Raw genomic sequence first — 23,013 nt, forward strand, 5'->3', positions numbered from 1 at the left:
AATATTTAAGTATGGTAATTACCAATTATTAGAAAACAAACTGGTATTTATAGGAGGGATGAGAAATGCCAAACATATTAATGACTAGAATTGATAATAGACTAGTACATGGACAAGTAGGTGTTACTTGGGTAAATCACCTAGGAGCAAATTTACTTGTAGTAGCAAATGATGAGGTGGCTAAAGATTCTGTTCAACAAAATTTAATGGAGATGGTCATTCCAGATACTATAGGGATAAGGTTTTTCTCAATACAAAAGACTGTAAATATAATAAACAAAGCAGCACCAAGACAATTAATTTTCTTGGTATGTAGAACTCCACAAGATGCAGTAAGATTAGTTGAGGGAGGAGTTCCTATAAAAAAGATAAATATAGGTAATTTACATTTCAGTGAAGGAAAGAAACAAATTTCTTCTACTGTTTTTATAGACGAAAGTGATAGACAAGCTTTTAGAAGACTCAAAGAATTAGGAGTTCAACTAGAAATAAGAAGAGTACCTGATGAAGCAATAGATGAAGATATTTATAAACACATATAAATCCATAAAATTAAAAATATTTTTATTATCAAAAAATATATTAATGAAGGAGGAACATTATGTTTGTTAAAGCTTTATTAATTGCTATTTGGGCAGGTATTGCAGGTATAGATTTATATGATGGATTACTTCATATACACAGGCCAATAGTAACAGGACTTGTAGTTGGTTTAATTTTAGGCGATGTAAAAACAGGGCTTATAGTTGGAGCCGCATTAGAACTTGTATTTATGGGTATGGTTCCGCTTGCAGGAGCACAACCTCCTAATGTAGTTATTGGAGGTATTATTGGAACAAGTATAGCTATTTTAGGTAAATTAGAACCACAAGCAGCTGTTGGAGTAGCAATACCATTTGCTGTAGCTGTACAAGCTGCTATAACATTTATTTTCACATTATTTTCATTCTTTATGCATAAGGCAGATACTTATGCAGAAAATGCAGATACAAAAGGTATAGATAGAATTAATTATATGGGAATGCTTTGCTTATTTGTATTCTACTTTGTAATTGCATTTTTACCAATATTCTTTGGTGCAGACAAAGCAGCAGAGATTGTAAGAGCAGTACCTGAATGGTTTATTGATGGATTAAAAGTAGCAGGTGGAGTAATGCCAGCAATCGGATTTGCAATGTTATTAAAAATCATGTTAAAGAAAGAATATATGGCATTTCTTATTATTGGTTTCTTATTTGTAACATACGGTCATATTTCAATTTTAGGATTAGCTTTAGTTGGCTTAAGTATAGCATTATATGATTATTATTCAGCTAGTAATAAGAAAGTAGTAAAAGTTGCAGAGGAGGAATATGAAGATGGAATCTAATGTAGCATATAAAGAACCTACCCCTAAAAAGGTAATTACTAATAAAGATTTAAATCATATGGTTTGGCGTTCACTTTTTTTACAAGCATCTTTTAACTATGAAAGAATGCAAGGTTGTGGATGGCTTTATGGATTAATACCAGGATTAAAGAAAATTCATACAAATAAAGAAGACCTTTCCCAAGCAATGAAAGATCATATGGAATTTTTTAATACTCATCCATTCTTAGTAACTTTCATTATGGGATTAGTACTAGCAATGGAAGAAAATAAAGAAGACAGAAGTACAATAAGAGCAATAAAGGTTGCAACCATGGGACCTTTAGGTGGTATTGGAGATGCATTATTTTGGTTAACAGCATTACCAATTTGCGTTGGTATAGGTGCATCAATGGCTATGGAGGGAAATGTAGCAGGACCTATAGTTTTCCTAGTAATGTTTAATGCACTACATTTCTTTTTAAGGTTCTTTTTAATGAAATATGGATATAAGACAGGAGTTAAGGCACTTTCTTCATTAAAAGAACAAACAAAGAAAATATCTCATGCAGCATCAATATTAGGTTTAACAGTTGTTGGTGGATTAATAGCATCAATGGTTAATTTAAAGACAACAATGGTAATTTCAGCAGGATCTGCTAGTGGTGATTCAGCAATAAAATTACAAGAAGGCGTTTTAGATCAAGTAATGCCTAATATGTTAGCTTTAGGATATACATTTTTAATGTATAAGTTATTAAAGAAGGGATATTCACCAATTAAATTAATAACAATTACAATTTGTTTAGGTTTAATTGCAAAATTTATAGAACACATTACAAAGTTCCCAATATTATAATAGATAAATTTCTGAATTTTGGATGGAGTATTAGCTCTGTCCAAAATTTAGAAGTTATTAAGTTAGATATAGAAAATATCTATAAAAGTATTATGAATAAAGGGATAACAATCATTAAAGAGTACTAAAATCAGTTTCTATAATTAATAAGAGTATGTTATAATTAGAAAAAATTAGGTTAAATTGAAAGAGGTATATTCACATGAATAAAATTGATAAAAGTTCTAAAATTCCATTATATGCACAATTAATGGATATTCTTATTAATCAAATAGAAAATTATATGGAAGAAAATGATCAATTAGATTCAGAAAGAGAAATTTGTGATAAATATGGTGTCAGTAGAACAACTGTAAGACAGGCATTAGATGAATTAGAAAAGCAAAAATATATATATAAAGTTCACGGAAAAGGGAATTTCATATCATCAAGAAGAGTGGAACAGGACTTGATAAAAGTTTATTCATTTACTGATGAAATGAGAAAACTTGGGAAAAAACCAATTTCAAAATTGTTAAACTTTGAAATTGCAGAACCTGATAGTAAAATATTAAGAAAATTAAAGTTAAAAGAAAATGAGCTTGTATATAAAATAACAAGAATAAGAATAGCTGACGATATTCCAATGATATATGAAGTAACATATTTACCATATGATAAGTTTAATGGTATGACTAAAAAAGATTTAGAGGAGAATCCTCTGTATGAAATTTTTAAGAATGATTTTAAAGTTCATATAACATCGGCTGAAGAAGTGCTTGAAAGTGTTTCAATAAATAAATTGGAAAGTATTTATTTAGATGTATCACAAGGAGAACCAGGGTTAAAAATTGAAAGAACAACATATGAAAATAAGCAAGTTATTGAATATACAGTAAGTATTGCAAGAGGGGATAAATTTAAATATAGAGTATGTTTAAAAAATTAGTAAAAATTTATATGCACTGGTAATTACAATATAGCCAGTATGGGAGGGTATTATGATTTTTGGAAAAACTGTTGAAGAGTTAGAAAAATTAAAAGCAATAAACACATCAAAAGAAATAATGCAACAACCTGATTTATGGAAAGAGACATATAAGATAATTTATGATAAAAGAGATGAAATTAAATCATTTTTAAAGAAAAATATATCAAAGAATACAAGAATAATATTAACAGGTGCTGGAACTTCTGATTATGTAGGACAAACAGCTTTATTAGAACTTAGAAGTAAAATAAATGCACGAATTGAAGCTATAGCTACTACTGATTTAGTATCAAATCCTAAGGAATATATGGAAAAAGATACTCAAACTATTTTAATATCCTATGCAAGATCAGGAAATTCACCAGAAAGCGTTGGTGCATATGATTTATTTGAAAAAGATATCACCAACATATCACAAGTGGTAATTACCTGTAATGAAGGCGGTGAATTAGCAAAGAAGGCTATTACAAATAATAATAATTTAGTATTGTTTATGCCAACAGAATCAAATGATAAAGGATTTGCTATGACAAGTTCTTTTAGCTGTATGCTTCTAGCAACAATATTAATGTTTGATATAGATAATATAGAAAATAATAAAACTTTTGTAGATTTAGTGTCAGAACAAGGAGAAGATATTCTCGAAAATAATTGGAATGATGTTTGTGATTTAGTTAATTATGAATGTAATAGAGTTGTTTATTTAGGCTCAGGAATACTAAAAGCTTTGTCTCAGGAAATGGCATTAAAAGGATTAGAACTTACAAGTGGAAAGATAGTAACAATATTTGAGTCTGTTATGGGCTTTAGGCATGGTCCTAAGTCAATAATTAATGATAAGACTTTAATTATTATTATGAATTCTACAGATAAATATACTAATCTTTATGATTTAGATTTAATAAATGAGATATATAATGATTCGGGAAATCATAAACTTGCAGTAATAAGCTATGAAAATAATGAAAAATTAAAAGCTATATGTGATAAATGCATTGAAATAAATGGAGCAAGTGTACCAGAAATTTATACAGTATTTAATTATATTTTATTTGGACAAATGTTTGGGTTATTTAACTCAATAAAACTAAAAATATCTCCAGACAATCCAAGACCAGATGGGACTGTTAATAGGGTTGTTAAAGGGGTACACATTCATAAAGAAAACTTTTAGTTTTTAAGATTTTAATTTATATAATTTTTGCATATATTTTAAGTGAATGTTGAGATTATAGATAAAGCAAATTCCAATGCCAGTTCGCTCTATACTATATATCAACATTGTTTTTAAACAGAGACTGATTTTAAATATATAAATTAGATAAATATGATAATGAGGAGGGTAACAATGATAGGGTTGGTTATTGTTGGACATGGATTTTTTCCAGAAGGAATACTTAGCTCAGTAAAATTAATTGCTGGAGAACAACAAGAAGTTATAGGCGTGAATTTTGAATGTGGACAAGGATCAGAAATTTTAAAGAGAAATATTGAAAATGCAATTGATAATCTTAATACAGATGAAGTATTAATTTTGGCAGATTTAGCAGGGGGTTCTCCTTTTAATGTATCTGTTATTATTAGTGAAAAAAGAAAAGATAAGAATATTAAAGTTATCTCTGGTATGAATTTACCTATGGTTTTGGAGGCATCTTTATCAAGAAATAATTATACTATGGACGAATTAGTTGAATCGGTGAAAAATGCTGCTACTATAGGAATTAAAGAGTATAAGAAAAATAAAATTAAAGAAACAGTGGAAAATGATAATGGAATATAATTGCTAAAAAGTTAAATTAAGATTATATGAGAGGAGATAGGTTTATGCATAAAATACTTTCAACAAAGCAAATGTTATTAAAAGCTCAAAAGGAAAGTTATGCAGTACCAGCTTTTAATATACACAACCTAGAGACATTACAAGTAGTTGTTGATACAGCAATGAAAATGAGATCACCTGTAATTATAGCAGGAACACCATCAACCATAGAGTATGCAGGGGCAGCTTATATAGAAGCAATGGCAGAAGTAGCAGCTAGGAAGTATGATATACCAATAGCCATTCATTTGGATCATTTTGAGGATATAGATGAAATAAAAAAGAATATTGATATTGGATTTAGATCATGTATGATTGATGCATCTAAAGAAGAATTTAAAGTTAATATTGAAAAGGTAAAAAAAGTTGTGGAATATGCCCATGAATATGATGCAACTGTTGAAGCTGAGCTTGGAAAACTCGGTGGAAAAGAAGATGACTTAATAGTATCTGAAAAAGATTCAATGTATACAAATCCAGAGGATGCAGCAGAATTTGTTAAAAGAACAGGGGTAGATTCTTTAGCTGTAGCTATAGGAACAGCACATGGATTGTATAAAGGAAAAGCAAAATTAGATTTTGAAAGATTAAAAGAGATAAGAAGTAAGGTTAATGTACCTTTAGTATTGCATGGTGCATCAGATGTTCCTGATGAATTAGTGAAAAAAGCAATTTCACTTGGAATATGTAAAGTAAATATAGCTACAGATTTGAAAATACCATTTTCAGATGCAGTAAAAGAATATTTTAAGGAAAATCCTAATGCAAATGATCCGAGAAAGTATATGACTCCAGGTAAAGAAGCAATGGAAAAGATAGTAGAAAATAAAATAAAAGTTTGTGGAAGTGCCAATAGATATTGAGGTGTATGCTATGTTTTAAGTGAAATGTTGATATATACATAAACAAAGATGGACAGAGTAATTTAACTTAGGAATACTAAAATGAGTATAGTCCCATTTCAGCTTGTTCCAAATATAAAATTAGGACAAGCAATAAATGTGACAATACTCATTAAGAATTCTCAAAGTCAAATTATAATGCCACTTTGCCTATTGTATATATCAATTTATATTTTAAAATAGTGTTTATATTATAGCATAAAGCTCATGGACAGAGCTTAAATAGGAAACTCGACTCATATATATTCGCTGAGTAAGTTCGATAAACAAAATATAAAATTTTGACTCTCACTTAAGAGTTCTAAAAAGCAAATTCCAATGCCAGTTCGCTATTATACTATAATATAAACAGTTAATTAAAACATAGTTTGATAATTTTATTATATAGAAAGGTAAGCTTGTAATATGATATTAGTTATAAATCTTAATGCTTCTATAGATAAAAGATATGAGATAGCAGATATACAAAAGGGAAAGGTAATGAGGGCTAGGCATGTAGAGAATACTCCAGGTGGAAAGGGATTACATGTAGCTAATATAGTTAATATATTAAATGAAGAGTGTGTTGCGACAGGTTTTCTTGGAGGAAAGAGTGGAGAATTTATTGAAGAGAAGCTTAAGTATTATGGAATAAAGAATGATTTTGTAAAGATAAGTGGTGAAACAAGAGAGTGCTTGGCATTTATTACAGATGATTTTATTCAAACAGAAATACTTGAACCTGGACCAGAGATTACAATTGAAGAAAAAAATAATTTTATAAATAAGTATAATAAATTAATAGAAAAAGCAAATATAATTGTAGCATCAGGTAGTCTTCCCCAAAATGTACCAAAAAAATTTTATAGAGAGCTAATAGAATATGCTAATAAAAAAGGAAAAAAATTTTTATTAGATGCTAGTGGTGAACCCCTAAAAGAAGGTGTAGAAGCAAAACCTTATTTTGTTAAACCTAATAAAGATGAGATAGAAGATTTAACTGGTAGAAAGATTTTGTCTGAAGAAGATGCTATAAAAGAAATAAGGATTTTGAGTGAAAAAGGAATAAATTTTATTACAATTTCATTGGGAGCAGAAGGATCAATTGTTAGATTTGAAGATAAAATTTATAAAATAAATATTCCTAAAGTAGAAGTTATAAATCCTGTAGGTTCAGGAGATGCATATGTTGGTGGCATAGCAGTAGCACTTGAAAGAGGCTATGATATTATAGATACTTTAAAATTAGCATCAGCTTGTGGAACTGCAAATGCAATGGAAAAGGAAACAGGGTTTGTAAATAAGGATGTAGTAGAGAAATTATTTAATAAAATTATTGTTAAAGAATTATAGTGTAATGTCAAAATATTTTTTACTATACAAAATGGATTGAATTGCTTTTGCACTTAAATAAAAGAGTTTCTGAGTAATTCAAAATAGTTTAATTATAGGCTATGTTTTAGTAGAGTGTTGATATATACATAAGCAAAGTGGACTGAGTAATTGAACTTAGGAATTCTAAAATGAGTATAGTCCCATTTTAGCTTGCTCCCAATATAAAATTGAGACAAGCAGTAAATAGGACAATACTCATTAAGAATTCTCAAAGTCCAATTACAATGCCACCTTACATATTGCATATATCAACACGCATTTAAAACAGAGCCTAATTATATAATGAACGTGTGAATTCTTCGGAATTCACATTTTTTAATATATAAGAAATTTTTATTATATTATAGTTAGTATATAATATAATTATAATGATTAGAAATACTAATATATTCGATAGGAGGACAATATGTATCCAATTAAATTTAAAAATTTATACTATGATAGAATATGGGGCGGAAATGCTCTAAAAAAATTTAGAAACAATATTCCAAATGGAGTGATAGGGGAAAGCTGGGATGTTGCATGTCATCCAAATGGAGTAGGTGAAGTAGAAAATGGAAACTTAAAAGGTAAAAAATTTGATGAGATAATTAATGAATTTAAAGAAAAACTTATTGGCGAAAAAATTGATATAGAGAAATTCCCTTTATTAATTAAATTAATTACATCTGGAGATAAACTATCAGTTCAAGTTCATCCAAATGATGAATATGCAAATAGGGTAGAAAATGAATTTGGTAAAACTGAAGCATGGTATGTTATTGATGCTGAAGAAAATGCAAGCTTAATAGTTGGCACAAAGGATTGCGATAAAGAAATATTTAAAAAAGCTATTAAAGGCGGAAATTTAGATAAATATTTAAATAAAATACCTGTAAAAAAAGGTGACTTTTTTTATGTACAAAGTGGATTGGTTCATGCTATATGTGAAGGTGTTTTAATAGCAGAAATTCAACAAAGTAGTGATATTACATATAGAGTTTATGATTATAATAGAGGCAGAGAAATACATGTAGAGAAAGCTCTAGACGTTATTGATTTTTCTTTAGAAGGAAAGAACTCAAAAGGAATTTTAATAGAAAAAGAAAATTATAAAAAAACTTATCTTTGCTTAAGTGATTATTTCACAATTCAAAAATATGAAATAAATAATTATGTAAAAGAGGAAAGTGATATAAATAGATTTTACTTATTTACATGCGTAGATGGCTGTGGAACTATAAAATATAAAAATGGTGAAGAAAAGATAGCTATGGGAGATAGTATATTCATACCTGCAACTATGGGAGAATATGAATTAATGGGAAACTTCACATTATTAAAGAGCTATGTACCAGATGTAGAAAAAGAACAAAATGAAATTTTAAGCGTAATAAAAAGATAAGGCTGTGTTTTAGTAAGGTTTTGATATATACATAAGTAAAATGGACTAAGTAATTAAACTTAGGAATGCTAAAATGAGTATAATCCCATTTTAGCTTGCTCCAATATGAAATTGAGACAATCAGTAAATAAAAGTCCAAGCTGGTGACTGTCACCAGCTTGGACTTATTTTGCTCCTCCAATTTACTCACAACTATTAAATGTCGAGTTTCCCTTTTTACATTAAGTACACTTTGCTTATTCATATATCAACACTTTATTATGATTAAATTCCTTTGGGGGAATTTGGTGTAAAGCCTCTTTCTGCTAAAATATCGTAAATTGTTTGAGAAGTAGTATCCTCTAGAGTATAACCTAGTAATTTAACTACTTTATCTAAATTTTCTTCAGAAGTTGTTTCTATTTCTAAATATGGAAAAGGGCAAAATTTCTTTTCATTTATATCTATTTCAACTAATGAATTAAATATTTTATAGCTTTCTCTATATTTTTTATTAGATTCTTTTAATTTTAATCCTAAAGATAAAAAAATACCTTCTGCCATTTTTTTATCATTAACTATAACTTCATTTTCTTCCATGACTTTAAAGCGTTCTTGTGAAAGCATTTTTTTTGTTGTCATATAATAAACTACTTTATTATTTATGTTGTCAGTTACTGTTCTTATACGAGCATACCCTTTATTATTTAAAAGTTTTCCATCCTCAAAATCGTAAATATCATTAATTTGATCTTCTTTCTTTATATTTTCTGCTCCATTGTCTATAAGAATTTTTCTAATATTGTCTATATCTATATCCATAATTCTAGTTTCAATTTCTTGCATATATACTCCTCCTATATTAAAATTTTAATGCAAATTAAAATTTATGTTTTAAAAATCTAGTTTTATAATTTAATGTTATAATATAATTCTGAGTAATGCTAGTATCATAAGAATTATTTTGATATTTATGCTAATAATTAATTATATAGGGAGTAGATAATCATGGAATATATAAATGAAATTAATATAAATGAAGCAGTAATACATATATTGGATAGAAATGCATCGGAACCTGTCCTAAATGAATTTACATTGGAATTAAATGATGAGATATATAAATATTTATATAAGCATTTAGAAAAATGTTTTAAGGATGAAGAATTAAAATCAGGTGTATTTATTCAAGGAACTAATAGTGTTAGAGAATCTGTACAAGATTATTTAAATGGAATAGATGATGATTTTATTACTTTATCAAAAAAATTGGCAAGACAGCTATTTGTAATTATGCAGATGGATGAAAATATAGAATCATGTGATTTGATAATAGTATCAATAACTACAGATAAAGGTCCTATGATAGGTGTTCTTAAATTGGATTACATAAAGAATTTCACCCATGAAATTCAGTTTATAGATGAAAAAATAGGAATAGGAATAGTGCCTCAAAGTGCTGGACTTCCAGGTGGCGGTCAAAAAATACAAAAAGCGGCATTCATAAAGCCTTTTAGAGATGACGATAGATTTAACTTAATGATATTAGATAAACAAAGAAAAAGCAAAGAAGATAATGAACTTGGAATAAACTATTTTGTTAATGATTTTTTATACGCTAAAGTTATTACTAATGAAAGAGATATGACAAAGACATTTTTAAAAGCCACAGAGGATTGGACTAGAAAAAATATATCCAATGATGCATCAAAGGCAGAGGAAATTAGAACAACAGTTAAAAGTAAACTAAAAGAAGAAGATAGTATTAATATAGATGAATTATCACAAGAGCTTTTTAAGGAAAACTCAGAAGAAAAAGTGAATTTTTCTAGCTTTGTTAAAGGAAAGGGCTTAGATGGAGAAGTAGTAGTTGACAAGACTTGGGTAGAAAAAAAATTAAAAAGAGTTAGATTAAATATAGATAAACAAATTGATATATATTTAAATGAGGAAGTATATCATGATGAAAGTAAATTTGAAATTCAAAGAAATGGTGATGGAACAATAAATTTAGTTGTAAAAAATGTTATGAATTATATAGAAAAGTAATATTAAATTTACAAGAAATAAAATAAGTTATAAAATTTTTATAGTTTAGAAAACTAATCAAATTTAAGCTTAGAAGAAATTTAGTTGAGAATTGAAAGTGGAAAGTAGGGAGTTGAAGAAAAAACTCCGTAATTGGATTAAAAAAATACATATTCTTTAGAAAGTCTTGATGACTTTTAAGCAAAACTTTCAACCCTCAACTAACAAAGTGTGGTGTAGCCACTTTGTTTTCACACAATATATTAAAATAAATATTTATTATATAAAATTTTTTTTGTTTCTCTTTTATCTATATACATTAATTTATCAGCTCTTGTTAACAAATCAGTTATTTTATTATCTTCATTAATTTTAAAATTATCATATCCTAAAGCTACGCTTATTTTTAAATTGGAGTTTAAGTTGAATTTATTAATAGAATTATATAAATCAGTTATTTTATTTTCCAAGGAACTTTGAGAAATATCCTTTACAATAACAATAAATTCATCTCCACCTGTACGATAGGAACTACCAATACTATTAAATGTATCTTTTAAAATCTTAGCAAATGAAATTATAACGGTATCTCCACTATCATGGCCTAAGTTATCATTAACAAACTTTAAGTTATTTAAATCCATTGATATACACCAAATTGAAGAAAAGTCAGTGATGTTATTATCTATAAAAGTAATCTTTTTTTCAAAAGCAGCTCTATTTTCAAGTTCTGTAATTGTATCTGTAAAAGCCATTTTTTCATAAACATTAGATTTAATAGATAGTTTATAATAATGAAAGTATTTGTTAATAACATACCATAATTGTATTACTATAAATATCAACACACCTGCTTGGAATAATATACCGTAGTAATGTGGTATATGAACATAAAATAATACTATATCTATTGACGTACCAATTATCATAGGAACTATTGAAATAGTAAAACATTTACTACTAAAAGATCTATCATGCCAAGATAAAATCATAATATAAAGTGATAAAATACCATTTAACATTATTAATATATGAGAAATAACTAGCATACTTCTTAAATCTAATATACCCAATAGAGTAAGCAATGATTGCATAATAAAATTAATAATCATTGAATAAGTAGTTATTAATAATGGTTTTGTATACTTTTTATTTGTAGTTTCTATCATTATCATGACTATTGGAATTCCAACTAACATTAAAGACATAAATGTTAGATTATTAAGCAAATAAGTATTTGGAATTAATATTTGCATAATATTTGTTTCTGAAATTGCATATATAGAAGATAGCAATGCAAATATACCTATATATAGTAAGTGAAATATATTCTTATGACTTTTATAAAATGCAATTCCGGATATAACAAATATTGATAAGGTAAAAGTTATAAGCAAAAAAATAATTACATAATTTAATACTTGAGAAGAAATTAAATTATGAATTATAGAAGTTTTAGTACCTATTATTGGAGTTTTAATATCATAAGGTAATGAAAAATTTGATTTCATTTCAACAACAAATTTAAGTTCCTTATCCTTTAGATTGCGACCTAAAGGTATGATATATATAGTGTTAGAGCCTTTATTGCTTAATTTTTCATAATCACCAAAATTAGAAGTATATATTAAATTATTATCTAAGAATACATTTACATTAGAGAAACCTATACGTAAACATAGTGTATCAAAGTTTTCATCTAAATCTTCAGTTAATACTTTAGAAAAAGAATAAGTATTATTGTGATGATATTTAAGATTCATAGGAAAGTTAACAATAGTTTTAGTATTGTTATGTAAAGTTTTTAAATTCCAATTATCTGATAAAGTTATTGCATTATCATCAATGTATTTAGTTTTATAATCTGGTTTAAAACGCAATGATGAAACAATTGATAAAAAAAATATAATTAAACAAAAAACAATTAAGTTTAAAGTTACTTTTTTATTTAGAATGTTCCTATTAATAAATTTTTTCATTTAATCACCACCTAACACCACATTAATTTAATTAATATAAACTTATGTAGTTTATTATAACGTATATAAATTTAGTATGAATTTTTTAATATATTATTAGTGTGTTATGTTTTTCTTAGATTATTATAAAAATTACTTATATAGTAAATTATATCATATTTGGTAATATACATGTATACACAAATGTACATAATTATGCAATGGAAATGTAAAATAATAGAAAATAGTATGTTTAAAAGAGATAGCTAAGCTTATTAAAACTTAACTATCTCTTTTAGTAAAAAATATTTTTAATAATTATTTCATCAATTTAACAAGTACAGCTTTTTGTGCATGTAGTCTATTTTCAGATTCATCAAATATTTCTGCTGAATGTTTTTCTAAAACTTCTGCTGTAATTTCCTCTTCTCTATGAGCAGGTAAACAATGTAGAACAATTGCATTATTTTTAGCAAAACTCATTAATCTATCATTAATTTGAAATCCATCAAATGCCTTTAGCCTTAAAGTTTGTTCATTTTCTTGTCCCATACTTGCCCAAACATCTGTAATTATTACATCAGCATCTTTTGCAGCTTCAAAAGGAGACGTAGTAACATTTAAATTAACATATTCTTTTTTTGCGATATCTTTAGCTCTAGATAAGTAAGTATCATTTACTGTATAATCTTTTGGTGAAGCAATTGAAAAATTCATTCCAACTTTTAGACAACCAATCATTAAAGAATTAGCCATGTTGTTTCCATCACCGATAAATGCAACATTTAAACCTTCAAGAATATTTTTATATTCTCTAATTGTCATTAAATCAGCTAATACTTGGCATGGATGTTCATTATCAGTTAAGCCATTTATTATAGGTATTGATGAATATTTAGCTAAAGTTTCAATACCATCTTGAGAAAAAGTTCTGATCATTATTCCGTTTAGAAATCTGGATAAAACTCGTGCAGTATCTTCAATAGGTTCCCCACGCCCTATTTGCAAATCTCTATTACTTAAAAACAATGCATTTCCTCCTAATTGATACATACCAACCTCAAAAGAAACTCTAGTTCTAGTTGAAGATTTTTCAAAGATCATTCCTAAACTTTTCCCTTTTAAATGCTTATGTTCTATTCCATGCTTTTGTTCATATTTTAATTGATCTGCTAAATTTAAAATTTCTAAAATTTCTTCTTTAGATAAATCATCCATTTTTAATAAATCTTTTTTCATATAAAATATACCTCCGTTTAATAATTATAAATTTTTGGCTATGTTTCAGGAGAGTGTTGATATATGCAATAGGCAAAGTTCAATTACTCAGTCCGTTTTGATTATGTATATATCAACACATATTTAAAATATAGAAGTAGTTATATATTTAATACATCAAGCAGAATATCTAATCCTTTTTTTAATTCACTTTTAGAGATTACTAAAGGTGGTAATAATCTGATTACATCTTTTCCAGCAGTTAATACAAGAAGCCCTTTTTTTAGAGCTTCCTTTTGAATTAAAGAAGGTGAGATATCGGTTTGAATTCCAATCATTAATCCAATACCTCTAGTTGATAAAATATGAGAATTATTAGATTGTTTTAATATATCTTTAACATAATTTCCTTTTTCAGATATTTCATAAAATGAATTTTTATTACAAAGATTATCTAATACAACTAATGCACCAGAACAGACAACTGGGTTTCCACCAAAGGTTGAACCATGATCACCTGGAGTAAAAACATTCTCAACTTTTTTAGAACAAAGAACAGCACCGATTGGTAATCCTCCGCCTAAACCTTTAGCAACAGTAACTATATCTGCTTTAACATCAAAATTATTAAATCCAAACATTTTACCAGTTCTAGCAATTCCGCATTGAACTTCATCAAATATAATTAAAATATCATTTTCATTGCATATTTTTACAACTTTTTGTATAAAATCTTTATCGAGAGGAAGAACACCACCTTCACCTTGAATTGCTTCAAGCATTATGGCACAAACATCAGAAGTAAGGTGATTCTTAAAATCTTCTATATCATTAGCTTTTACATAATCAAATCCTTCTGTAAAAGGGTAGAAGTACTGATGAAATTTTTCTTGTCCAGTAGCTTTTAATGTAGTTATAGTTCTTCCATGAAATGATTGTACTAATGAAAGAATTTTATTCCTACCATTACCGTATTTATCGTAGCTATATTTTCTAGCAAGTTTAATTGCTCCTTCATTAGCTTCTGCACCAGAATTTGCAAAAAATACTTTGCTCATATTAGATATTTCAGTTAATTTTTTTGCTAATTTAATAGTAGCATTGTTATAAAATATGTTTGAATTATGTTGAAGTGTTTTTAATTGAGAAGTTGTAGCTTCAACCCAATCTTTGTGATTGTAGCCTAAACTATTTACACCAATTCCACTTGTAAAATCTAAATATTTATTATTATTTGTATCATAAAGATAAACTCCATCACCATAAGACATTACAGGTTCTAAAAAGTTGTAAGAGTTTACTAAATGAGTTTTTGCTCCATTAAAATTATAATTCATAGTAATAGCCCCCTAAAGTAATTTTAATAAATCATTGTTCCGATACCTTCATTTGAAAATAATTCTAAAATAAGTGAATGGGGAACACGTCCATCAATTATATGAGCTCTTTGAACTCCCATTCTTATTGCTTCAACACAGCAATCAATTTTAGGTATCATTCCGCCTTGTACAATACCCTCTAAACAAAGTTTTGGAATTTGATGTAACCTAAGTACAGTAAGTAGAGAAGTAGGATCTTTAGAATCTTTAAGTACCCCAGGAACATCTGTAAGTAATATTAATTTTTCAGCATTTAATGTAGAAGAAATTTTTGATGCACATATATCAGCATTTATGTTATATGCCTTATTGTCATCTTCGCCTAAAGCAACACTTCCTACAACAGGAATATAGCCTGCATTTAATACAGTCTTTAATATATTAGTATCTACATTTGTTATTTCTCCAACATAACCTAAGTCAACATCTTTTTTTATTTTTTTAGCTCTTATAAGAGAGCCATCCATACCACAAAGTCCAATGGCCTTGCCACCAAATTTTTCAATTAAAGAAACTAAGTTTTTATTTACTTTGCCGCCTAATACCATTTGTACTATTTCCATTGTATTTTCATCTGTATATCTTAATCCATTTATGAATTCACTTTTTTCACCTAATCTATTTAAGAAGTCTGAAATATCAGGTCCGCCTCCATGAACTACAACTGGATCTATACCAACACATTTCATTAAAATTATATCGCTTATAACAGTTTCTCTTAGTTCATCGCTTATCATTGCATTTCCACCATATTTAACAACTATGGTTTTTCCATAATATTTTTGGATATAAGGTAATGCATTTACTAATATTTCAGCTCTTTCATTATGATTCACTTAAAATCGCCCCCTATATTTTAATGTTCAAGAAATTATAGAAATTTTCAAGATTTAAAGGTGATACAATCTAAGTTTATTAAAATATGATGCAATCACGTTTTAACTTCTATATTCACCATTTATTTTTACATAATCATAACTTAAGTCGCATCCCCAAACACATGCATTAAAGTCACCTAAGAATAAATTTACTTTAATTATAATTTCATCTTGTAATAAAATTTCTCTTGCTTTTGCTTCATCAAAAGGCAAAGAAGACCCATTTTCACAAACTTTTATAGAGCCAGACGAACTTTCGAAATAGACATCTACCTTTTCAGGATTAAAATCAACTTTTGCATAACCAAGGGAACATAAAATTCGTCCCCAATTAGCATCACTACCGAAAATAGCTGTTTTAACTAAATTAGAATTTATTACGCTTTTACCAAGTTTTACAGCATCTTCTTCTGTAGAAGCACCAAATATTTTACATTCTATTAATTTAGTAGCTCCCTCGCCATCTTTAGCTATTTTTCTCGCAAGTTTTATATTTAAATCATTTAGTGCTTTTAAGAAAAGCTCATAATTACTATTTTTTTCTCTAATAATTTTATTTTCTGCTAGACCGTTAGCTAAAATAAGAACCATATCATTAGTGCTAGTATCACCATCTACACTAACTCTGTTATAACTTAAATTTACACTAGTTTTTAATGCTTCATCAAGTAGCTTAGGGGAAATATTTAAATCAGTAGTTATAAATGAAAGCATAGTTCCCATATTAGGTTCAATCATTCCAGATCCTTTTGCCATAGCAGCTAAAGTTACTTTTTTATTATCTATATAAAATTCTAAAGCTAATTGTTTTTGAAAAGTATCAGTTGTCATAATAGCAGATGCAGCATCGTGATAACCTTCTTTAGATAATGATTCTGTAAGAAGAGGAATACCAGATTTTATTGCATCTATATTAAGTGGAACTCCAATTACACCAGTAGAAGCAACTAAAACCTCATCTGTTTTTAGTTTTAATTCTTTGGCTTGAAGAGTGGCAGTTTTTTTTGCTTTTTTTAATCCATCTTCACCATTACATGTATTAGCATTACCACTATTAATTATTATTGCTCTTGCTTTTTTATTAGTTAAATGTTCTTTAGTTATATAAAGTGGTGCCCCTTTTACTTTATTTTTTGTATACACTCCAGCTCCGTTAGCATCAACCTCTGAATAAATTAAAGCTAAATCTTTCTTCATAGTACTTTTCTTTAATCCACAATGTATGCCAGAAGCTAAAAATCCTTTAGGAGAAGTAACTCCGCCATCAATATAATTAAATTCCAATTTTATAACCCCCTTGTATAATGTAGCCATAATATTTGATAGAAAACTTAATTCAATTCTAACGAAGATTACAGCCCATCATGATTTTATTATTAATTTATATTTTGTTATTGTGTAGATATATGCAATATGCAAAGTTCAATTACTCAGTCCACTTTGTTTATGCATATATCTATACTTTTCAAAAATATTGTTAATCTATTAAAATGCTGGTGAAATTAAGTTTAGTCCTTCATTTTCTTTAAAGCCTAAAACAATATTCATGTTTTGAATGGCTTGCCCAGCAGCCCCTTTAATCATATTATCTATTGCACTTATAATTATTATTTGATCTTTTCTGTGATTTAAGTGAAGTGAAATATGGCAGTTGTTTGATAATTTCACATTTTTTATTGAAGCAATATCTCCTAAAGGTAACACTTGAATAAACTCTTTATCTTTATAAAAATTTGTATACAAGTTATGAATAGAATTAATATCAACTTTTTCTTTAGGAGTACAATAAATTGTAGATATTATTCCGCGATTTATTGGAAGTAGGTGAGGAGTAAAAGTAATGCTTACATTAGTTTTAGCAATAGTTGAAAGTATCTCTTCTATTTCAGGAGTGTGTCTATGTTCACCAATTTTATATGGAGCAAAATTTTCATTTTCTTCAGGAAAATGTGTATTTAAACTTAATGATCTTCCAGAACCAGTAGTACCAGATTTGGAATCACATATTATTCCTTTTGGTTCGATTAAAGAATTTTTTAATAAAGGCATCAAGCCAAGTTCTATACTTGTTGGATAACATCCAGGATTAGCAATTAATGAAGAAGTTTTTATTTTTTCTTTATTTAATTCAGGAAGTCCATAAATGCTTTTATTATGAAGCTCAGGCTCAGAAAAATTTTTTCCATACCAATATTTATATTCATGTTCATTACTTAATCTAAAATCTGCTCCCATATCAATACAAATTTTATTATTCCCTATTATTTTTTTTGCTATACCTTCACTTAATCCATGAGGTAATGCAGTAAATATAACCTTACTTTTTTCAATAACTTCATCCATATTTGTACATATTAAATTAGTTTTACCTAAAAAATTTTTATATATAGTGTCAATTTCCTCTCCATTAAAAGAAACGGAGCTTATAGCTCCAATTTCTATTTTAGGATGATTTAATAATATTCTTAATAATTCAACACCAACATAACCAGTTGCCCCAATTATTCCAACTTTAATCATACATTTCATCCCCTTTGAATTGGTGTATAAATTTTTTTAGTTCCATTATTTGAAATTTTACTGATTCACTAGAAGGACCACCTATTACTTTTCGTTCCTCTACACAAGTATATAAATTTATAGCTTTATATACATCGTCTTCAAAAATAGGAGAGTAGTATTTTAATTCTTTAAGAGTTAAGTCTTCGATCATTTTAGTATCTTTTATACACTGAAGAACTATTCTTCCTACTATTTCATGTGCATCTCTAAAAGCACATCCTTTTTTTACAAGATAATCAGCTAAATCAGTTGCATTAGTAAAACCTAATGCTGCACTTTTTTTCATGTTATCTTTATTTACTTTCATGGTTTTAATCATTCCAGAAAAAGTTTTTAGTGATAAGGTAACAGTATCTAAAGCATCAAATAATGCTTCTTTGTCTTCTTGCATATCTTTGTTATAAGCTAAAGGAATACCTTTCATTACAGTTAAAAGTGTTATGAGATCACCATAAACTCTACCTGTTTTACCCCTTATTAATTCAGCAACATCTGGATTTTTTTTCTGCGGCATAATACTACTTCCAGTACTGTAACCATCATCAAGTTCAATGAAATTAAATTCTCCTGTACACCAAAGAATAATTTCTTCAGAAAATCTAGATAAATGCATCATTATTAGAGAAAGTACAGATAAAGTTTCAATTACATAATCTCTATCTGAAACAGAATCTAAGCTATTTAATGTAATTTTAGAAAAGCCAAGATTTTTAGCAACCATGTTTCTATCAATTGGATAAGTAGAAGTAGCTAAAGCTCCACTACCCAAAGGCATTTCATCAACCCTTTTGTAAGCATCATTTATTCTACCAATATCTCTTTTAAACATTTCAGAATAAGCCAAAAGATGATGAGCAAATGTTATTGGTTGTGCTTTTTGCATGTGAGTATATCCTGGCATTATAGTTTCTATATGTTCTTTAGACTTTTCTAATAAAACTTCTTCTAAATATAAAATATCTTTTTTTAAGTTTACAAGTGCCTTTTTTAGATATAATCTTAAATCTAATGTTACTTGATCATTTCTACTTCTTGCAGTGTGAAGCATTTTTCCATATTCACCAATGTAATATGTTAGAGTACTTTCTACAAAACTATGAATATCTTCAGAGGTTAAATCTACATTAATAACATCATTGTCCATTCTTTTTAAAATTTCTAAAAGACCTGATGTGATTTTTAAACTAGCTTCTTTTGATATTATATTTTGTTCTCCAAGCATTGCAGCGTGAGCTAAACTGCCTTCAATATCTTCTCTATACATTCTTGAATCTACATTTATAGACGAATTAAAATCATTAACTAATTTATCAGTACCCTTTTTAAATCGTCCACCCCAAAGCTTCATAATTATTTAACCTCTTTCTTTAACATTTTAGACATTTTAGCTCTAACAACAGTAGGGAGACCATATAGTGTTATAAATCCAGCGGAATCATTTTGATTATAAACTGCATCTTCACCAAAAGTAGCATATTCTTCGCTGTATAATGAATAAGGAGAAGTCATACCTGCATTAACAATATTTCCTTTATATAATTTTAATTTAATTTCTCCAGTTACTGTTTCTTGTGTCTTTTTAACGAATTCAGATAAAGCTTCTCTAAGAGGAGTAAACCAAAGACCGTTATAAACTAAATCAGCAAATTTTAATGATATTTGTTCTTTATAATGAGAAGTTTCTTTATCTAAACAAAGTTCCTCTAAATCTTTATGTGCTTTATAAAGAATAGTACCTCCTGGAGTTTCATATACACCTCTTGATTTCATACCAACAAGTCTATTTTCAACCATATCTGTTATACCAATAGCATTTTTGCCACCAATTTTATTTAATTCATCTAATAAAGCAACAGCATCCATTTTTTCTCCATTTAATGCAATGGCGTTACCTTTTTTAAAGGTTAAAGTAATATATGTTGGTTCATTAGGTGCTTTTTCTAAAGAGTTAGAAAGCTCTAAAATTTCATCATATTTAGGTTCATTTTTAGGGTCTTCTAAATCTAATCCTTCATGACTTAGGTGCCATATGTTTTTATCTTTACTATAATTAGTTTCATGATTTATTTTTATAGGAACATTTTTTGCTTCTGCATAAGCAATTTCCTCTTCTCTTGATTTAATATCCCAAGTTCTCCATGGTGCAATTATTTTCATATCTGGATCAAAGGCTTTAACAGCTAATTCAAATCTTACTTGATCATTACCTTTTCCAGTACATCCGTGACATATTGCATCAGCACCTTCAGCTTTTGCTATTTCTACTAATCTTTTTCCTATTAGTGGTCTAGCGAAAGAAGTACCAAGAAGATATTTGCCTTCATAGATAGCTCCAGCTTGAATAGTAGGGAAGATGTAATCTTCAACGAATTCTTTAGTTAAATCTTCTATATATAATTTTGATGCCCCAGTTTTTATTGCTTTTTCTTCTAATCCATCTAATTCATCTTTTTGGCCAACATTTCCGCAGACTGCGATAACTTCACAGTTATAATTTTCCTTAAGCCAAGGAATAATTATTGAAGTATCTAATCCTCCAGAATATGCTAAAACAACTTTATTTAATTTACTCATTTAAAAGCCCCCTTAATTAATATTGAAATGTATATTAAATATTGTGTTCAAAAAAACATTTTTTATAATTATACAATCATATGCATAAATAATCAATAGCTTTATGAATAAAAATAACATAAAAATAATGACAAAATTATTTAGAAAGATTCATTTAAAAAGTTTTATTTTAATTATTTTATAAAAATATTAAAAAATAGGGGTATTTTTTAATGAAATAATATAAAATGGTAATATAAATTCAATTAGTAATTATAAAAATGATAAAATGAAAAAAATACTAAATTAATAATTATAAAGATATATGTAAAAATATACAAATGGAATATATAAATATTCACAATAAATGCATAAATATAAAATAGGAGGATGATAATAATGTTATTATTACATAGGTGGGATAATTTAACTTAACTTTTAATGAAGAATTTAAAGAATCAAGATTTAACTTAAGTAGATTTAAAAATATTACTGCTGTGAATATTAATATTAATATTCACTTTAAAATATAGTATAAAATAAAAGGCTCTGTTTTAAATGTGTGTTAATATATGCAATAGGAAAAGTTCAATTGCTCCGCCCACTTTGCTTATGCATATATCAACACTCTACTAAAACAGAGCCAAATAAAAAAAGATGAGGTATAAACCCTCATCTTTTAAAAAAACTATTATTTCATAGAATCAGCTGATCCTAAGATGTTATCAATCTTTGATTCAACAACTTCTTGGATTGCAGTTCTTGCAGCACCAAGATAAGCTCTTGGATCGAAAACTTCTGGTTTTTCTCCGAAAGTTTTTCTTATTGCAGCAGTCATAGCTAATCTTAAGTCTGTATCCATATTTATTTTACATACAGCCATTGAAGAAGCTTTTCTTAACATATCAACTGGAATACCTTTAGCGTTTGCTATTTTTCCACCGAATTCATTACAAGTTGCAACTGTGTTAGCGTCAACAGCTGATGCACCATGAAGAACGATTGGGTAACCAGGTAATTTAGCTTGAATTTCTTCTAATATGTTGAACTTTAGTTCTGGTTTAGCATCTGGTGGGAATTTAACAGCTCCGTGTGAAGTTCCGATAGCTATAGCTAATGAATCAACTCCAGTTCTGTTAACAAAATCAACAGCTTGATCTGGATCAGTATAAACGTGAGAATCAGCAACAACGTCATCTTCAACTCCTGCTAATACTCCAAGTTCAGCTTCAACAACAACTCCTCTAGCGTGAGCGTAGTCTACAACTTCCTTTGTTTTCTTAACATTTTCTTCATAATCAAAATGAGATCCGTCAAACATTACTGATGTGAAACCAGCATCTATAACTTCTTTAACAGCTTCAAAACTTGGACCGTGATCTAAGTGAAGAGCAACGTCTACTCCAGTTTCAGCTATAGCAGCATCTACCATTGCTTTTAAGTAGTTAGCTCCAGCATATTTAATTGCTCCAGTTGAACATTGAAGAATTACTGCTGAATTTCTAGCTTTTGCTCCATTAATAACACCTTGGATTATTTCCATATCGTTGATGTTGAAAGCACCGATAGAATATCCACCTTCGTAAGCTTTTTTAAACATTTCTTTTGTAGTAACTAATGCCATGTTAATTGTACCACCTTTCAAATTTTCAAATTATGGTTCACGATTAAAGTTAACCGTATAAAATCAATTATAAACTATACTGCTTGTATTTTCTACATTTAACGAGTTAAAATTAAAAAAAATCATTATATATGCAGTGTTTTTTGGAATATATTTTAATTATTATAATTAATTTACA

Annotated in this window: 20 protein-coding genes; 10 read left to right on the forward strand and 10 right to left on the reverse strand. The window is 27.7% G+C overall.

The window, feature by feature from the left end; translation table 11 throughout:
- The first annotated feature begins 65 nt into the window (after positions 1-65).
- From agaV to NG901_RS01360, 9 genes are all read left to right on the forward strand, one after another.
- A complete protein-coding gene (agaV, locus tag NG901_RS01320; protein WP_252211846.1) occupies positions 66-542 on the forward strand; it encodes a PTS N-acetylgalactosamine transporter subunit IIB in 477 nt (158 codons plus the stop codon).
- A 59-nt stretch (positions 543-601) separates the two neighbouring features.
- On the forward strand, positions 602-1,369 hold the full coding sequence (gene agaW, locus NG901_RS01325; protein ID WP_252211847.1) for a PTS N-acetylgalactosamine transporter subunit IIC: 768 nt from the start codon (positions 602-604) through the stop codon (positions 1,367-1,369).
- Entirely contained in the window at positions 1,359-2,207 is an 849-nt protein-coding gene (locus tag NG901_RS01330; protein WP_252211848.1) for a PTS system mannose/fructose/sorbose family transporter subunit IID, read from the forward strand. The genes agaW and NG901_RS01330 overlap by 11 nt, the downstream gene beginning before the upstream one ends.
- A 202-nt stretch (positions 2,208-2,409) precedes the next feature.
- Entirely contained in the window at positions 2,410-3,135 is a 726-nt protein-coding gene (locus tag NG901_RS01335) for a GntR family transcriptional regulator (RefSeq protein ID WP_252211849.1), read from the forward strand.
- A 52-nt stretch (positions 3,136-3,187) separates the two neighbouring features.
- Entirely contained in the window at positions 3,188-4,351 is a 1,164-nt protein-coding gene (locus NG901_RS01340; RefSeq protein WP_252211850.1) for an SIS domain-containing protein, read from the forward strand.
- A 174-nt stretch (positions 4,352-4,525) separates the two neighbouring features.
- The gene (locus tag NG901_RS01345) at positions 4,526-4,957 is read left to right on the forward strand and encodes a PTS sugar transporter subunit IIA (RefSeq protein ID WP_252211851.1); all 432 of its coding nucleotides are present in this window, start codon (positions 4,526-4,528) and stop codon (positions 4,955-4,957) included.
- A 44-nt stretch (positions 4,958-5,001) separates the two neighbouring features.
- Positions 5,002-5,859, forward strand: a complete 858-nt coding sequence (locus tag NG901_RS01350) for a tagatose bisphosphate family class II aldolase (protein WP_252211852.1) — start codon at positions 5,002-5,004, stop codon at positions 5,857-5,859.
- Between the two features lie 444 nt (positions 5,860-6,303).
- On the forward strand, positions 6,304-7,230 hold the full coding sequence (locus NG901_RS01355; RefSeq protein WP_252211853.1) for a 1-phosphofructokinase family hexose kinase: 927 nt from the start codon (positions 6,304-6,306) through the stop codon (positions 7,228-7,230).
- A gap of 448 nt (positions 7,231-7,678) precedes the next feature.
- Entirely contained in the window at positions 7,679-8,656 is a 978-nt protein-coding gene (locus tag NG901_RS01360; protein ID WP_252211854.1) for a type I phosphomannose isomerase catalytic subunit, read from the forward strand.
- A gap of 264 nt (positions 8,657-8,920) precedes the next feature.
- On the opposite strand, the gene NG901_RS01365 is transcribed toward NG901_RS01360, so the two are convergent.
- Complete coding sequence (locus NG901_RS01365) at positions 8,921-9,481, reverse strand: class IV adenylate cyclase (RefSeq protein ID WP_252211855.1); 561 nt, start codon at positions 9,479-9,481, stop codon at positions 8,921-8,923.
- 162 nt (positions 9,482-9,643) lie between these two features.
- Here NG901_RS01365 and NG901_RS01370 point away from each other — a divergent pair, with 162 nt between their 5' ends.
- Positions 9,644-10,684 carry a nucleoid-associated protein gene (locus NG901_RS01370; protein ID WP_252211856.1) on the forward strand — a complete coding sequence of 347 codons (1,041 nt, stop codon included), beginning with the start codon at positions 9,644-9,646 and terminating at the stop codon, positions 10,682-10,684.
- A 242-nt stretch (positions 10,685-10,926) separates the two neighbouring features.
- Here the strand turns inward: NG901_RS01370 and NG901_RS01375 are convergent, their stop codons facing one another.
- The 9 genes from NG901_RS01375 to fba all read right to left on the reverse strand — a co-directional run bounded on the left by NG901_RS01375 (position 10,927) and on the right by fba (position 22,835).
- Entirely contained in the window at positions 10,927-12,642 is a 1,716-nt protein-coding gene (locus NG901_RS01375) for a sensor domain-containing diguanylate cyclase (RefSeq protein ID WP_252211857.1), read from the reverse strand.
- A 297-nt stretch (positions 12,643-12,939) separates the two neighbouring features.
- Positions 12,940-13,860 carry an ornithine carbamoyltransferase gene (argF, locus tag NG901_RS01380; protein WP_252211858.1) on the reverse strand — a complete coding sequence of 307 codons (921 nt, stop codon included), beginning with the start codon at positions 13,858-13,860 and terminating at the stop codon, positions 12,940-12,942.
- A 140-nt stretch (positions 13,861-14,000) separates the two neighbouring features.
- Positions 14,001-15,176, reverse strand: a complete 1,176-nt coding sequence (locus tag NG901_RS01385; RefSeq protein ID WP_252211859.1) for an aspartate aminotransferase family protein — start codon at positions 15,174-15,176, stop codon at positions 14,001-14,003.
- Between the two features lie 23 nt (positions 15,177-15,199).
- Positions 15,200-16,054 (reverse strand): acetylglutamate kinase, encoded by an 855-nt coding sequence (gene argB, locus NG901_RS01390; RefSeq protein ID WP_252211860.1) that lies wholly within the window; start codon positions 16,052-16,054, stop codon positions 15,200-15,202.
- A gap of 102 nt (positions 16,055-16,156) precedes the next feature.
- A complete protein-coding gene (argJ, locus tag NG901_RS01395) occupies positions 16,157-17,380 on the reverse strand; it encodes a bifunctional glutamate N-acetyltransferase/amino-acid acetyltransferase ArgJ (RefSeq protein WP_252211861.1) in 1,224 nt (407 codons plus the stop codon).
- A 201-nt stretch (positions 17,381-17,581) separates the two neighbouring features.
- Positions 17,582-18,616, reverse strand: coding sequence for an N-acetyl-gamma-glutamyl-phosphate reductase (gene argC / locus NG901_RS01400; protein WP_252211862.1), 1,035 nt, complete (start codon positions 18,614-18,616; stop codon positions 17,582-17,584).
- Positions 18,609-20,006: an argininosuccinate lyase gene (gene argH / locus NG901_RS01405; RefSeq protein WP_252211863.1), complete on the reverse strand. Its 1,398-nt coding sequence runs from the start codon at positions 20,004-20,006 to the stop codon at positions 18,609-18,611. The genes argC and argH overlap by 8 nt, the downstream gene beginning before the upstream one ends.
- Before the next feature lie 2 nt (positions 20,007-20,008).
- On the reverse strand, positions 20,009-21,232 hold the full coding sequence (locus NG901_RS01410) for an argininosuccinate synthase (protein ID WP_252211864.1): 1,224 nt from the start codon (positions 21,230-21,232) through the stop codon (positions 20,009-20,011).
- Between the two features lie 670 nt (positions 21,233-21,902).
- Positions 21,903-22,835: a class II fructose-1,6-bisphosphate aldolase gene (fba, locus tag NG901_RS01415; protein ID WP_252211865.1), complete on the reverse strand. Its 933-nt coding sequence runs from the start codon at positions 22,833-22,835 to the stop codon at positions 21,903-21,905.
- Positions 22,836-23,013: the final 178 nt, after the last annotated feature.

Origin of the sequence: Clostridium sp. CMCC3677 (assembly GCF_023845585.1) — a bacterium.
Lineage (GTDB): Bacteria > Bacillota > Clostridia > Clostridiales > Clostridiaceae > Clostridium > Clostridium aquiflavi.